12 protein-coding genes are annotated in these 13,619 nt (G+C 71.3%); 6 read left to right on the plus strand and 6 right to left on the minus strand.

All coding sequences use genetic code 11. The features are described 5' to 3' along the window. Positions 1-10: 10 nt before the first annotated feature. Positions 11-1,606, minus strand: a complete 1,596-nt coding sequence (locus tag O5O54_RS12775) for a peptide ABC transporter substrate-binding protein (protein WP_279482172.1) — start codon at positions 1,604-1,606, stop codon at positions 11-13. 448 nt (positions 1,607-2,054) lie between these two features. On the opposite strand from O5O54_RS12775, the gene O5O54_RS12780 reads away from it, so the two are divergent. Then, entirely contained in the window at positions 2,055-3,020 is a 966-nt protein-coding gene (locus tag O5O54_RS12780) for a lysylphosphatidylglycerol synthase transmembrane domain-containing protein (protein WP_279482173.1), read from the plus strand. Positions 3,021-3,028: 8 nt separating this feature from the next. Here O5O54_RS12780 and O5O54_RS12785 read toward each other — a convergent pair whose 3' ends face one another. From O5O54_RS12785 to O5O54_RS12800, 4 genes are read right to left on the minus strand one after another with little or no spacing between them, the layout of a single operon-like run. Continuing rightward, entirely contained in the window at positions 3,029-3,814 is a 786-nt protein-coding gene (locus O5O54_RS12785; RefSeq protein WP_279482174.1) for a hypothetical protein, read from the minus strand. Further along, the gene (locus tag O5O54_RS12790; RefSeq protein ID WP_279482175.1) at positions 3,811-4,869 is read right to left on the minus strand and encodes a glycosyltransferase family 4 protein; all 1,059 of its coding nucleotides are present in this window, start codon (positions 4,867-4,869) and stop codon (positions 3,811-3,813) included. The genes O5O54_RS12785 and O5O54_RS12790 overlap by 4 nt, the downstream gene beginning before the upstream one ends. Continuing rightward, positions 4,866-5,264 (minus strand): 6-carboxytetrahydropterin synthase, encoded by a 399-nt coding sequence (locus O5O54_RS12795; protein ID WP_279482176.1) that lies wholly within the window; start codon positions 5,262-5,264, stop codon positions 4,866-4,868. The genes O5O54_RS12790 and O5O54_RS12795 overlap by 4 nt, the downstream gene beginning before the upstream one ends. A 27-nt stretch (positions 5,265-5,291) precedes the next feature. Further along, positions 5,292-6,215, minus strand: a complete 924-nt coding sequence (locus O5O54_RS12800) for a zinc-binding alcohol dehydrogenase (RefSeq protein WP_279482328.1) — start codon at positions 6,213-6,215, stop codon at positions 5,292-5,294. A 238-nt stretch (positions 6,216-6,453) separates the two neighbouring features. Here O5O54_RS12800 and ribA point away from each other — a divergent pair, with 238 nt between their 5' ends. The 5 genes from ribA to O5O54_RS12825 are packed head-to-tail and all read left to right on the plus strand — an operon-like array spanning position 6,454 to position 11,541. Continuing rightward, positions 6,454-7,575 (plus strand): GTP cyclohydrolase II RibA, encoded by a 1,122-nt coding sequence (ribA, locus tag O5O54_RS12805; RefSeq protein ID WP_279482177.1) that lies wholly within the window; start codon positions 6,454-6,456, stop codon positions 7,573-7,575. Positions 7,576-7,581: 6 nt separating this feature from the next. After that, positions 7,582-8,382, plus strand: coding sequence for a CDP-alcohol phosphatidyltransferase family protein (locus O5O54_RS12810; RefSeq protein WP_279482178.1), 801 nt, complete (start codon positions 7,582-7,584; stop codon positions 8,380-8,382). Next, positions 8,379-9,158 (plus strand): FkbM family methyltransferase, encoded by a 780-nt coding sequence (locus O5O54_RS12815; protein WP_279482179.1) that lies wholly within the window; start codon positions 8,379-8,381, stop codon positions 9,156-9,158. The genes O5O54_RS12810 and O5O54_RS12815 overlap by 4 nt, the downstream gene beginning before the upstream one ends. Further along, a complete protein-coding gene (locus O5O54_RS12820) occupies positions 9,155-10,786 on the plus strand; it encodes a sulfatase-like hydrolase/transferase (RefSeq protein ID WP_279482180.1) in 1,632 nt (543 codons plus the stop codon). The genes O5O54_RS12815 and O5O54_RS12820 overlap by 4 nt, the downstream gene beginning before the upstream one ends. After that, on the plus strand, positions 10,783-11,541 hold the full coding sequence (locus tag O5O54_RS12825; RefSeq protein ID WP_279482181.1) for a dihydrofolate reductase family protein: 759 nt from the start codon (positions 10,783-10,785) through the stop codon (positions 11,539-11,541). Before O5O54_RS12820 ends, O5O54_RS12825 begins: the two co-directional genes overlap by 4 nt. Position 11,542: 1 nt before the next feature. Here the strand turns inward: O5O54_RS12825 and pbpC are convergent, their stop codons facing one another. After that, positions 11,543-13,618, minus strand: a complete 2,076-nt coding sequence (gene pbpC, locus O5O54_RS12830; RefSeq protein ID WP_279482183.1) for a penicillin-binding protein 1C — start codon at positions 13,616-13,618, stop codon at positions 11,543-11,545. Position 13,619 lies beyond the last annotated feature (1 nt).

The following is a 13,619-nucleotide window of genomic DNA, read 5'->3' on the forward strand; positions in this document are numbered from 1 at the left end:
GCGCCGCTCGTTAGCGGTTGACCGAGAGGTACTTCGACAGGTGCTCGTCGGCGGCGTTGTCGCCCCAGCCGGAGACCTTGTTCGAGACGAGCCAGAGCGAGGCCGAGTTGAGGAGCGGGACGATCGGCTGTTCCTTGAGGATCAGCGTCTCGGCCTGGTGCAGGATCTCTGCGCGCTTGGCCGGATCCTGCTCCTCGTAGGAAGAGGCCATCAAGCGGTCGTAATCCGGGTTCGACCACTTGGAATAGTTGAACGTCTTGTTGCCGGTCGTCGTCAGCGCCAGGAAGTTCTCGGCGTCGGCATAGTCGGCCACCCAGCCGGCGCGCGCCACGTTGAACGTGCCGCCTTCCTGAAGATAGGCGTAGTGCGAGGCCACGTCGGAGTTCTGCAGCGTCACGTTGGCGCCGAACTGTGTGCGCCACATGTCGGCTATGGCGGTGGCCACACGCTCGTGGTTGGTGTTGGTGTTGTAGCGGATCGAGATGTTGAGCGGCTTGCCGCCCTCGCCGTAGCCCGCGTCCTTGAGCAGGCGCAGCGCCTCGTCCTCGCGGTCGAGCTGGTCCAGCGAGGCGTAGGTGGGCTCGCTCGGGGTCTCGTAGGCGGGAATGCCGGGCGGCACGAAGGAAAGGGTCGGCAGGCGCGCGCCCTGGAAGATCTCCTTCGACAGGAACTCGCGGTCGATCGCCATGGAGAGCGCGTTGCGCACGTTGACGTCGTCGAAGGGCGCGGTGCGGGTGTCGAAGGCGTAGTACTCCGTGGAGAGCTTGGGCGTCACGCGGACCTGGTCGCCGAACTCGCGCTTCAGGAAGTCGAGCTGGTCGGCCGCGAAGTCGAAGGTCATGTCGAGTTCGCCGGCCTGGAAACGCCGCTGCGCGGCCGCCGCGTCGTCGATCGGGTAGAAGATCACCTCGTTGAGCTTCACGTTCGCCGCGTCCCAGTATTCCGGGTTCTTGGTGACGGTGATGTGGTCGTTGGCGACCTGCTCGGTCAGCTTGAAGGCGCCGTTCGAGACCATCACCCCCGGCCGGACGAAATTGTCGCCCTGAGCCTCAACCGTGGCGGGATGGACGGGCAGGCCGGTCTGGTGGGCGAGAAGCTCTATGAAGAAGGGCGTCGGCCGCTCCAGCGTGATCTCGAGCGTCTTGTCGTCCACGGCGCGCACACCGAGCTGGTCGAGCGGCACTTCGCCCTTGTTGGCCTTTTCGGCGTTCTTGATCGGGTAGAGAATGTTGGCGTAGGGCGCGGCGGTCTTCGGGTCCTGGATGCGGCGCATGGAGAACACGAAGTCCTCCGCCTTCACCGGGTCGCCGTTCGACCAGTTCGCGTCCGCCCGGATCTTGAACGTGTAGACCGTGCCGTCGTCCGAGACCTGCCAGCTTTCGGCGGCGCCCGGTACGATCTTGCCGTTCGGGTCGTAGATCGTCAGGCCTTCGTAGAGATCCTTCAGGACGAAGGCCTCGATGTTCACCGAGGTCCGCGCCTGGTCCAGCGTCTGCGGCTCGCCCGCGTTGCCCCGATGCAGGGTCTGGGCGAAGGCGGTGCCCGCCAGCAGCGTCGAGGAGAGGAGGGCGGCGCCGAGAAGGGCGCGGATCGGACGAAGGGTCATCGCGTGACGTCTCCATTTCGGTTGGTCGCCGGGAACCCGCGAATCGCCGCAGGCTCGACCGGTCGAGCGGAAACCGAAGTTCAAGCACGTCGTCGCGAGCGGAGGCAAGTCGCACCGCTCGACTGTTGTCCCCGGCGATCGACTTGGACGGGAGAGCACATAAAGCCTCGTGAGTGCGCTCCACGGCGGGGCTCGACTTGCGGCGTCGCGCCGATATATTGCCATCGAACGACGCCAAGCTGCTTCCCGACCCTTCCGTTGCTGGCGACTGAGGGGCAAAGATGTCGCACGCTCCTCTCGCAACGTTGATGGGCTCGCGGCGGTCCTTGCGCGCCGGCAAGGGGCGTGCTTCGTCCCGCCTTGTGGCACGGGGCGCTTGGAGCATGATCGCACCCGTCCCGGTCCCGGATGCCGCGAGATGGGCGGCCCACGGCCCGATGGAGTGTTCTTGCGCCCGCAGTTCGCCTTTCCTCCCGCCCTCCAGCGGTTGCACAACGTTCTGCCGCCGCTTGCGGGGCTCGCCATCCTGGCGCTGGTGGCTGCGGCCCTCGGAGGCGGAGACGTGGTGCGGCGGCTGGCGCAGGCCGATCCCCTTTTCGTCACACTGGCGGTTCTCGCTGTCCAGCCGCAGATCGTCCTGTCGGCGCTGCGCTGGCGCTTCATCTCGCAACGCCTCGGCCAGCCGCTTCCGATCGGCCGCGCGGTGGGGGAATACTACCTCGCCACCCTCCTCAACCAGGTACTGCCCGGCGGCGTCGCGGGAGATGCGGTGCGTGTGGTGCGTGCCGCCCGCGAGGGCGGGGACGGGCGCTGGACCGGCCGCGCCGGCCAGGCGGTGGTGCTCGATCGGCTGTCCGGTCAGATCGTGCTGTTCGCCGTCGCCGGTTTCGGCCTTCTCCTCGCGCCCGTCGTCTTCGGGGTCGCGCCTCCCGGCGGGCTCGGCCTGCTCGTCGTGCTGGGCCTCGCGGGAGGCCTCGGGCTCGCGGCCTACGGCATCCTGCGGTTCATGGGCGAGCGGGCGGCCCGGTTTCGGCGCGCCTTTCGACCGGTCATGGCCGAGACCTTCCTGCGTCGCGGCGCCTGGGGCGTGCAAGGTGCGACTTCGGCCGGCGTCGTCGGGTCCTATCTCGCGGTGTTCGCCCTGGCGGCCGCGGCCGTCGGCACACCGCTGGGGTTGGCGGCGACGGTGCTCCTCGTGCCGCTGGTGCTCCTGTCCATGCTGCTGCCCCTGTCGGTCGGCGGCTGGGGGCTGCGCGAAGCCGCCGCCGCCGCGATCCTGCCGATCGCGGGGCTGCGTCCGGACGCGGCCTTTGCCGCCAGCGTCGTCTACGGCATCGCCTCGCTGGCGGGCGCCCTGCCGGGCCTCGTCGTGCTCCTGCGCCATGCGCTGGCCGGTCGGCGGGCGGCCGCCTGACGAGCCTCTCAGCCTGCCGGCGGCAGCGCGAGGACGTCCCAGTGGCCGACCTGGCAGGCCGTGGTCCCTGTCCGCCGCGCCTCGGCCCATTCGGCGAGCCGCGCAGCCTCGACCTGACCGGTCTCCTTCACCGCTCCGACGAACCCGCCGAGCAGCGCATCGTGAAGCGGCTTGTCGGCAGGACCCAGCCGCCAAGGGCTCGGAACCGTCCGGACGCTGTAGCCACGCGCTTCGAAAGCGATCCGCAGCGCCCGCGCGGCGCCGGGTCCCAGCGCAGGACCGAGCCCCTTGTCGCCGGTCTGATGCGCGTTGAAGGCGCCCAGCACGGCGACGTCGCCTTCCAGCGGCGGATCCCATTCCATCCGCCCGTCGTAGTTCAGGGCGGCGTAGAGCCCGATCCGCTCGACCGCCAGGATCTCGGCGACCCGCTCCACCAGGGCTTGCGAGGCGAGGTCGAACAGCGCGGAGGCCGTGATCAGCCGGGCGCCCGCCACGACGGCCGGCGAAAGATCGGCGAGGTCGGCCTCCATCCGCTCGACGTCGCCGAAGCCGCCGAGCCGGGAGACGGCGGCCTCCAGAAGGCGCGGGTCGTGGTCCACCAGCCGCCAGCGGATCGGCACGTCGGCTCCGAAGGCGCGCAGCGTCGAACCGGTGCCCGATCCGAGATCGACGGCGAGCGGCGTGCTGCCGGCCGAGCGAAGGTGAGCCCGCGCGGCGTCGAGCAGCGAACGGTCCCGCGCGGCATGGTCGGCGGGTTCGCGCAGATCGAGCCAGGTCGTGTCGAAGCCGCTCATCGTACCGCCTCCAGGGTTTCGGACAGGATGCGGGCCGAAGCCTCCCACGTCGGCAGCGCGTCCGCGGCTTCCAGCGCGCCGTCGGCCAGCGCCTGCCGTAGCGAGGCATCCTCCAGAAGCGCGCCCAGCGCGCCGGCAAAACCGTCGGCGTCGCCGGGGCCGACGAGAATGCCGGCGCTCGGCGGCACGACGTCCGCCACCGCGCCGCCGTCGCAGCCCACCACGGGCAGGCCATGGACCATCGCCTCCGCGAAGGCCATGCCGTAGCCCTCGAAGCGCGAGGGAAGCGCGAAGATGTCGGCGCCGCGATACTCGGCCCCGATATCGGGCACGGCGCCAGCGAGGGTTACGCGGCCTTCCAGCCCCGCGGCTTCGATGCGGGCCGCGAGCGCCCGGGCCGTGGCGGGATCGGCGGTCCGGCTGCCGACGATGCGGCAGCGCCATGGTACATCGGCAAGCCGTTCCAGCGCGTCCACGAGGAGGGCATGGTCCTTGCGCGGGATCAGCGCGCCGACCGACAGGATCATCGGGATGCGGAAGCCCCCGCGTACGGGAGGAACGGCCGGACGCTCGGTGCCGGGCGGCGCGACGCTGATCGCCGTATCGACCCCGAAGCCGACCGCCAGCAGTCGCGCCGTGGCGGGGCTCGTCGCCACCACCGCGCGCGCATGCGACAGCGCCTCGCGCTCGCTATGGCGCAGGGCCTCGGCGACGGGCGGGGCGAGCCCGTCCTCCAACGCCAGCGGATGGTGGACCAGCGCCACGAGGCGCAGCCGCCTGCCTTCCCGCCGAGCGAGATCGGCCAGGGCGCCGAAGGCGAGCCCGTCCACCAGGGCCAGCGCCCCGTCCGGCAAGCCCGCAAAGGCTGCTGCAGCCTCGGCCAGATCCCCGGGGCCGGGCATCGGAAACGAGGCTGGCAGGGAGAGGAGTTGCACCCGCCAGCCGAGCGCGCCGAGCTCGGCGATCATGCGCCGATCGTAGCCGTAGCCGCCGCTGGGGCTCGCGAGATCGCCGGGGATGGCGAAGACGAGATCGCGCTCCGGCGCCGCGTTCAAAGCGCTCCCTCGTACCAGGCCCGCGCGACGTGGCTCTCGTGGAGCGTCACGCGGATGCGCCGGATGCGTGCGCCGCCGGCCCCGAAGGCACCCGCGCGGATGCGGCCGGCGAGCATGTCGAAGACGTGGCGCGCCAGGACCTCCGTGGTCGTGACCTTGCCTCGGAAGATCTCCAGCGCATCCAGATTCTGATAGTTCAGCGGCGCCAGGACCTCTTTCAGCGTCGCTATGGCGAGGCCCATGTCGACCCCGAGCCCGTCCTCGTCGACGTCGTCGCTGAAGAAGGCGGCGTCCACCTCGAAGGTCGCGCCGTGCAGGCCTTGCGCCGGGCCGAAGACCGGCCGTGGCAGCGAATGGGCGATCATGATGTGGTCACGGACTTCGACGGCGTACATGGAGGGGCTTTCCGAAGGAGGAGGACGTCAGTCCGCGTAGCGGATGCGGTGGCAGAGCGTGTCGGGATCGGACAGAATCGCGGCGTAGTCGCGGGCGAGGTCGCCGAAATCGCTTTGCCCGGAAAACAGGCGATCGAGAAGCGGGTCGGCGAGGAGGCGAAGTGCCGCATCGAGCCGGCGCGCATGGGTCCAGCGGGCCTGCCTGTCGGCCGGGATCCGGCCGACCTGCGAGGACACGATGGAGAGCCGGCGTGAATGAAAGGCGCCGCCCAGCGGTACGGCGACGGGCCTCGTGCCGAACCAGCTCGCCTCGACCACGCGCGCCTCGACGCCGGCGCAGGCCAGCGCCACGGCAAGGCCCTCCGGGTGGCCGGACGCGTGGACGACCATGTCGAGATCGCTTGGCGCCCGGTCCGGCGGAGCGAGTTCGCAGCCCCAGCCCTCGAGGCGCCGCAGCCGCGCGGCGTTCGGATCGAGAAGCGCAATCTCCGTGCCGGGAACGCGGGCGGCGAGATAGGCGACCAGAGAGCCGATCAGCCCGGCACCGACCACGCCGACGCGGTCCCCAGGGCCGATGCCGGCGTCCCAGACGATGTTGAGCGCCGTTTCCATGAAGGGTGCGAGCACCGCGCGCTCGGGGGGCACGCCGGCCGGAACGGGGCGCAAGGCGGCGGCCGGCGCCGCGAAGCGGTCTTGGTGCGGATGGAGGCAGAACACCGTTCGGCCGACCAAGGCGTCCGGCCCGCTCTCCACGGTGCCGACGGCGCTGTAGCCGTATTTCACCGGAAACGGGAAATCGCCTTCCTGGAGGGGCGCGCGCATCCGCGCGAACTCCTCCGGCGGCACGCGCCCTTCGAAGACCAGCCGTTCCGTGCCGCGGCTGATCGCACCGAAGAGGCTGCGCACGCGGCAGTCGAAGCTCGGATCGGCCAGGGCGACGCTTCGACGCATCTGCACCTCGCCGGCATCCGTGATCCAGAGCGCAAGCCCGGCATCCTCAATGGTTTGCTGGGTATCGATCTCTTCCGCTCCTCATTCGCGTCTGCCTCGACGAACGCGTGCTTCACGCGGATGTTCTGAGCGCAATCTGGATAAAGATCGGGCGTCGTCTAGCTGTCATGAACAGGCGCGCGGCTGATAGGACGACCATCATCGGCCCCTGTGCGAGAGTTCCGAGGAGTTGCGTGCGATGGAAAAGGGCAGTTCCGACATCCTGTTCGGCGGCGACGATTTTGCGGACGCCGCGAAGGTGAACACCGAGCGGGCCGTTTCGGAGTTGCGATACGGGCGGCCGGTGCTGGTCGCCACGGGCGACGCCCGCTTCGCCGTCCTCGCCGTCGATGCGGCGGCGCCCGGCGATGTCGATCGCTTCTTCGGCACCGAGCCGGGCGAGACCAGCCTCTTTCTCAGCGCGCACCGGGCACGCGCCCTTGGGCTCTCCACGATCGGTCCGGTCTGCCTCGCAACGGGGCGGCAATCCTTCGCCGATCTCTCGCGCCTCGCCTTCGCACCGGACCTTCGGACCGACGCCGCCTGGCGTCCGGCTTCCGAACTCGCCTGCCTCGCCGATCTCGCGCGTCTCGCGCTCCTCCTGCCGGCCTTCCTGGTGCGGCCGGCCCGCGTGGAGGACGCCTCGCTCGCCCGCTGTCTGTCTGTGGACGAGGTCGAAATCCGCGCGGCGCTCGCCGAGGAGAGCCGGTTCACCGAGGTCGCCCGGACGCCCGTTCCCCTGCGCGACATCTCCGACTGCCGCTTCGTCGTGTTTCGCGGCGGTCTCGCGCAGCGCGACCAGCTCGCCATCGTGGTCGGCGAGCCGGACACCTCGCACCCCGTGCCCGTGCGCATCCACTCGTCCTGCATCACCGGTGACCTCTTCGGCTCGCTGAAATGCGACTGCGGCGACCAGCTCCGCGAGGGGCTGCAGCTTATCGCCCAGCGCGGCGGCGGCGTGCTCCTTTATCTCGATCAGGAAGGGCGGGGCACCGGCCTTGCCGCCAAGATGCGGGCCTATGCGCTGCAGCACGAGGGTTTCGACACGATCGACGCCGATGCGCAGATCGGCTTCGAGCCCGACGGGCGGCGCTACGGGGCGGCGGTGGCGATGCTGCGCGGGCTCGGCATCGGCTCCGTCGAGCTTCTGACCAACAACCCGACCAAGATCGCCGCGCTCCAGGCCGCGGGTATCGAGGTGCGCGCCCGCACCGCGGTGATCGGCACCGTGACCGCCGAGAACCAGGGCTATCTCGTCACCAAGGCGCGGCGCGCCGGCCACCTTCTCGACTGGCCGGCAATCGCGGCCAAGCTCGGCTGATCCCCCATGCGCTTCGACCCCATCCGCATGCCCCGGGGCGGGGCGCCGCATCTGTCCCTTCCCCGCCGGCCCATGGCCGCCGCGCTCCCCCACGCCTGCACGACGCTCGCCGCCACGGCGCTGACGATGACGGTGGCCGCGAGCGTCCTCGTCGCGCAGGCGGTCATGGCCTGGCCGCTCCTGCCGCTGTCGCTGGCGCTGTTCCTGCCGGTCGCCGGTTTCGTCGTGTGGCGCATCGACGACCACCCGCATGACCGCTTCGGCCCGGCCAACATCGTGACAGCGGCGCGCGGCGGCATGGCGGCGCTGATCGGCGCCTCCGCCTGGGAATACGGAGCACTGACACCGGCCGACAGTCACCTGCAATGGGCGCTGGCCGCGACCGTCCTCCTGGCGCTGTCGCTGGATGGGATCGACGGCTTTCTGGCGCGCCGCACCGGACTCGCCTCGCGCTTCGGCGAGCGCTTCGACATGGAGGTGGACGCCTATCTCATCCTGATGCTCTGCGCCCTGGCGTTCGCCAGCGGCAAAGCGGGCGTCTTCGTCTTCGCCATCGGGTTGATGCGCTACGCCTTCGTCGCCGCCGCGGCCTTCGACCCGCGGCTTGCCCGCCCGCTTCCGCCGTCCCTCCGGCGCAAGACCGTCTGCGTTCTCCAGATCGCGCTTCTCTGCCTCGTCCTCCTGCCGCCGGTCGTGCCGCCGCTGTCGCAGGCGCTGGCGGCGCTGGCGCTGGCGGCGCTGGCGCTGGCGCTCCTCGCGTGGTCCTTCGCGGTGGATGTCCGAATTCTCGTGCGGGTACGGGCATGAGCGGGTCGCTCCTGGAGCGCCTCGGCGTCGATCCGGCGACGCTCGGCCTCTGGCGGTCCATTCTCGTCTACAACGGGCAGCCCTGGCGGCGGCGAGCGCTGGAGCGCTTTTTCGGCACCCTGATCCGGCCGGGCGACCTCGCCTTCGATATCGGTGCCCATGTTGGGAGCCGCAGCCGGGCCATGGCGAGGGCGGGAGCGCGCGTCGTCGCCTTCGAGCCCCAGCCGCTGTTTGCCGACTATCTCGCGAAACGGCTCGATGCGCGCGCCGTCCGGCTCGACCGCCGGGCCGTCGGAAGCAACCCCGGCCGGGCGGAACTCGCCGTTTCGGCCCGCCATCCGACGGTCTCGACCCTGTCCAGCGAATGGCGGGACCGCGTCGCGAGCGATGAGGGCTTTCGCAACGTCGAGTGGGGCGGGCGGGCCGAGGTCGAGGTTTCGACGCTCGACCTCCTGATCGCCGAGCACGGCGAGCCCGCCTTCTGCAAGATCGACGTCGAGGGGCACGAGGCCGAGGTTCTCGCCGGACTGTCGCGCCCCTTGCGCTGCATCGCCTTCGAATACACGCCCGCGACGCTCGACCTCGCCTTCCGCTGCCTCGACAGGCTCGGCCAGCTCGGGTCCTATCGCTTCAACATCGTGATCGGCGAGGAGGCGGAGTTCCGGCTGCCGGAATGGCTGCCCGACACGGCATTCCGCGCGCGGCTGAGCGAGGAGGCGGCGCGCAATCGACGCTCGGGCGACGTCTACGCACGCCTGGCGGAGAGCGGCGCTTGAGCCAGCGGGCCGTTATGGCTCCGACCGGGCGCGCTTCCAGCCGCGGGTGGCCGGCGGCCCGCGTCGCGTTCGGGCTTCTCCTGCTTCTCGCCGCCCTCGCACTTCCCGACCGGCCGGCCGGCGTCGGAAGCGTCCGCTTTCCGGTGGAGTGGTTCTGGATCGCCGGTCTTCTGGCGCTGGCAAGGGGGCGCGTCTTCGCCCTTCTGACAGCGCTCCTGCTCGCGCTGGTGGCGGCGATCACCGTCCTGAGGCTCGCCGACTGGGGCACGCTGCTCGCCTTTTCCCGTCCGTTCGATCCCGTGGTGGATCGGTCGATCCTCGTCGCCGGATGGCATCTCCTGTCGGGTACGATCGGGGACGGGCGGGCGCTTCTGGCCATCGGCGCCGCGCTGGCAGCCTTCGCCGCCGGTGTCGCGCTTCTGTCCTACGGGCTCGCGGGACTTCGGCGGCTCGGCATCCGCGCGAGGAAACAACTGGCCGGCGCGGCCCTTGCGGCGGGTCTGGCGGCCACGGGGCTCCTCCTTGTGACGCCCGCCGCCCTGCCGCTGTCGGCCGGGTTCTCGTCCTATGCCGGCGCGAAGTTCGCGGCGGCGCGTCGGTCCTATGCCGCGCAGGCCGAATTCGCGCGCGAGATGGCGGTCGATCCGCTTGAGGATGCGCGACCGGACGCTCTCCTGTCGGCCCTCCAGGGGCACGACGTCCTTCTTGTCTTCGTCGAATCCTACGGTCGAAGCGCTTTGGAGAATCCCCTGTTGGCGCCGCGCACGCTGTCGCGGCTGCAATCGGTCGAGACGGAGCTGGCGGCAGCCGGCGTTTCGGCGCGCAGCGGCTGGATGGGCTCGCCGATTGCCGGAGGGCAGAGCTGGCTCGCGCACGGCACGATCCTGTCGGGCCTCCTAGTCGACAATCAGATCCGCTACGAGAGCCTGATCGGGAGCGACCGCGAGAGCCTCAACGCCTTGTTCCGCGAGGCCGGCTGGCGGACGGTCGCCGTGATGCCGGCCATCACTATGCCCTGGCCGGAGGCGCGATGGTTCGGCTACGACGAGGTGCTGGCCGCGAAGGATCTCGGCTATCGCGGCCTGCCGTTCAACTGGGTGACGATGCCCGACCAGTTCACGCTCCACCGGATCGGCGAGATCCTCGATCGCTCCGCGCAGCCCGTCATGCTCCAGACGGCGCTGATCTCAAGCCACGCGCCCTGGACGCCGATCCCGCACATGGTGCCCTGGGAGACGGTCGGCGACGGCCGCGTGTTCGACGAACAGGCCCGGAGTGGCGAGGCCCCGGAGGTGCTCTGGAGGAACCACGACCGCGTGCGCGAGAACTACGGCCTGTCGATCGACTACGCGCTGGAAGCCGTCGGCTCCTTCGTCGCGCGCTTCGCGCGCAGCGCCGTGGTCGTGGTGGTGGGCGACCATCAGCCGGCCGAACTCGTGACCGGTCCCGGCGCCTCGCGCGACGTGCCCGTCCATGTCCTGTCGAACGACCCCGACATTCTTCGTCGGCTGGACGGCTGGGGGTGGACGGACGGCATGATTCCGGCCGCGAATGCGACGAGCGTTCCGATGAGCGCCTTCCGCGAGCGCTTCGTGCGCGCCATGAGCGGTGCGGGAGGGGCGACATGACTGCGCTTCCCGTATCCAAAACGGTTTGGGACGCTCTTCTGAGGATGCGCGGCGGCGTGGCGGAGGACGACTTCGCCGGCGATCCGGCCTGGGACCTCTACGCGCCGCTGGCCCGCCGCAGCGGCGGCTCCTTCGTCGTCGCGCAGGTCGGGCAGAGCCTCGACGGGCGCGTCGCGACGGTGGACGGCGACGCCGCGCCGATCTCCGGTCCGGACGGCTTTGCCCATCTCCACCGCCTGCGCGCCCTGTCCGATGCCGTCGTGGTCGGCGCCGGCTGCGTCGTCGCGGACGATCCCCGTCTCACCGTGCGCGAGGTCGCGGGACCCTCGCCGGTGCGGGTGATCATCGATCCGAGCGGCCGCGTGCCGGCCGGGGCGCGCAGCCTCTCGGGCGAGGGGATCACCATTCTGGTGCGGGCGGAGGAGTGCGACGCGCCCGCGCCGTGCGAGACGATCTGCCTGCCGCGCGGTCCCGGCGGGCGCCTCTGCCCGCAGGCGCTGATCGCGGCGCTGGCCGACCGCGGCCTGCACCACCTCCTGATCGAGGGCGGGGCGGCGACGATCCGGCATTTCCTGGAAAGCGGCCAGGTGGACCGGCTCCATGTGACGATCGCGCCGATCATCATCGGCTCCGGCGCGCCCGGACTGTCGCTCCAGCCGATCTCGCATCTCTCGCAGGCCCTGCGCCCGCGCTGCCGAACGGTCGATCTCGGCAGCGACCTCCTGTTCGACTGCGCCTTCGACCGGGGTCGATAGTCTACTCCACGAAGACGCGCGTCGTGGCGGCGCTGCCGGCGGAATCCACCACCGAGATGTCCAGGAAGCCCGGCTCGCTCGGCCGCCAGGCGGCCTGACGGTCGAACAAGCCGGTGAGGGCCGCGTGCCCGTCGACATACCAGGTGAAGGGCGGGCGACCGTTGCGCACCTTGAGGCTGAGCGCGGCCGGGGCGCTCTCGGCGAGGCCGAGCTCGATCCGGGCGGCATTCGGCGGAAACACGATCTCGGGCGCGTCGGCGCGCGTCGCCGTGCCCTTCGGCGACAGGTGGCGCATGGCGGGCGGGAGGCGCGCGGTATCGGCGAGGATGCCGGGCGGAGGACCGGACAGCCGAGCGGGCGGGCCGATCCGCGCGAAGACGTCGCGCATCACGGGGACGGCCGCATCCTGGCCGACGAGGCCCGGCACCGGCGCGCCATCGGGCCGGCCCAGCCAGACGCCGACGACATGGCGCCCGTCGAAGGCCAGCGTCCAGGCGTCGCGATAGCCGAAGGAGGTGCCGGTCTTGTAGGCGATCGTGCCGGGCGGTCCCTTGGCCGTCGAGGGTGCGCCGGCGAGGATCGAGGCGAGGTACCACGCCGCCTGTTCCGACAGGATGCGCCTAACGGGTCCGGCTTCGAGGGCCGTTCCGGCGTCGATGCGCAGCGGCTTGGCGAGGCCGCCGTTGGCGATGCCAGCATAGACCCGCACGAGGTCTTCCAGGGAAATGCCGAGGCCCCCGAGCCCGATCGCGAGGCCCGGCAGGGTGCGGTTGCCGAGTTCGAGGCTGGCGCCGGTGCGCCGGATGCGGCTGACGAGGCGCGAGGGGCCGACGGCCACGAGGAGTTCCACGGCCGGCAGGTTGCGTGAGAGCTGGAGCGCCCGGCGGGCCGTGAGCGTGCCCTCGAACCGCCCGTCGAAATTGCCGGGCGTGTAGCCCGCAAAGGAGGTGGGCCGGTCCTCCATCAGCGATTCGGGATGGGCGATGCCGCGCTCGAAAGCGAGGCCGAAGATCAGCGGTTTCAACGTCGAGCCCGGCGAGCGCTGCGCCTTCGTGAGGTCGACATAACCTTGGCGCCCGGCATCGAACACATCGGGCGAGCCGACCGAGGCCAGAATCTCGCCCGTCGCGTGATCGGCGACGACGAGCGCGAGGCTTTGCGGGCGGGGCAGGGTCGCCGCCTTCTCCCGCGCATAGGCCTCGAGCCGGGCCTGGAGCGCCGCGTCGATCGTCAGCCGCGCGCTGCCCAGGCCCTGGCGCTCGTGCAGCGTGCGCTCGCGCGCCTCGCTCGCGGCATGGGCGGCCAGCATGGGCATCGCGCGGCGGCGCGTCGGGACCGGCTCGCGCTTGGCGCGGGCCACGTCGGCCGCCGGCAGGATGCCGATCTCGGCCATCCGGTCGAGCACGCGGTCGCGCGCCGCCCGTGCCCGCTCGGGATGAAGGTCCGGACGCAGGCGCTCGGGCGATTGGGGCAGCGCGACGAGGAGCGCCGCTTCGCCGGCCGTCAGCCGCTTCGGCTCGTGGCCGAACCAGACGAGGCTCGCCGCGCGGATGCCCTCGACATTGCCGCCATAAGGCGCGAGCCGGAGATAGAGCGCCAGGATCTCGTCCTTGGACAGCGCGCGCTCCAGCGCCAGCGCCCCGAGGAACTGGCGGCCTTTGGCGAAAAAACTGCCCGTGGGCAGCCGCTCGTCGAGGCGCGCCACCTGCATGGTCAGCGTCGACCCGCCGCCGACGATCCGGCCGTGGTGCAGGGAATCGAGGGCGGAGCGCGCCAGCGTCAAGGCGTCGATGCCGCCATGCGTGCGGAAGCGCTTGTCCTCCCAGGCTTCCAGGATCGTGACGAAGCGGGGGTCGACATCCCCGACGCCGGCCGCCATGCGCCAGCGCCCGTCGGAGGCGGCGAAGGCGCGCAGCAGGGCGCCGTCGCGCGCCTCCACCACGAAGCCGGTCTCGGGCTCCCGGATCGCGGCCGCGCGCGAGGCGACGGCGCGCTCCAACTGCCACCAGCCGGAGAGGGCGGCGGCCAGCAGGAGCGTCAGCCCGAGCCCTGCGCCGAGGATCCGCCGCCGTGCCATC

The sequence above is a fragment of the Aureimonas sp. SK2 genome (genome assembly GCF_029813115.1).
In the GTDB taxonomy this organism is placed as follows: Bacteria; Pseudomonadota; Alphaproteobacteria; order Rhizobiales; family Rhizobiaceae; genus Aureimonas.

Excerpts from the sequence above, each read along its gene's own strand:
- O5O54_RS12775 (WP_279482172.1), bottom strand. The coding sequence starts at position 1,606 with ATGACCCTTCGTCCGATCCGCGCCCTTCTCGGCGCCGCCCTCCTCTCC.
- O5O54_RS12785 (WP_279482174.1), bottom strand. The coding sequence starts at position 3,814 with ATGAGCGGCTTCGACACGACCTGGCTCGATCTGCGCGAACCCGCCGAC.
- O5O54_RS12795 (WP_279482176.1), bottom strand. The coding sequence starts at position 5,264 with ATGTACGCCGTCGAAGTCCGTGACCACATCATGATCGCCCATTCGCTG.
- O5O54_RS12800 (WP_279482328.1), bottom strand. The coding sequence starts at position 6,215 with ATGCGTCGAAGCGTCGCCCTGGCCGATCCGAGCTTCGACTGCCGCGTG.
- ribA (WP_279482177.1), top strand. The coding sequence starts at position 6,454 with ATGGAAAAGGGCAGTTCCGACATCCTGTTCGGCGGCGACGATTTTGCG.
- O5O54_RS12810 (WP_279482178.1), top strand. The coding sequence starts at position 7,582 with ATGCGCTTCGACCCCATCCGCATGCCCCGGGGCGGGGCGCCGCATCTG.
- O5O54_RS12815 (WP_279482179.1), top strand. The coding sequence starts at position 8,379 with ATGAGCGGGTCGCTCCTGGAGCGCCTCGGCGTCGATCCGGCGACGCTC.
- O5O54_RS12825 (WP_279482181.1), top strand. The coding sequence starts at position 10,783 with ATGACTGCGCTTCCCGTATCCAAAACGGTTTGGGACGCTCTTCTGAGG.
- pbpC (WP_279482183.1), bottom strand. The coding sequence starts at position 13,618 with ATGGCACGGCGGCGGATCCTCGGCGCAGGGCTCGGGCTGACGCTCCTG.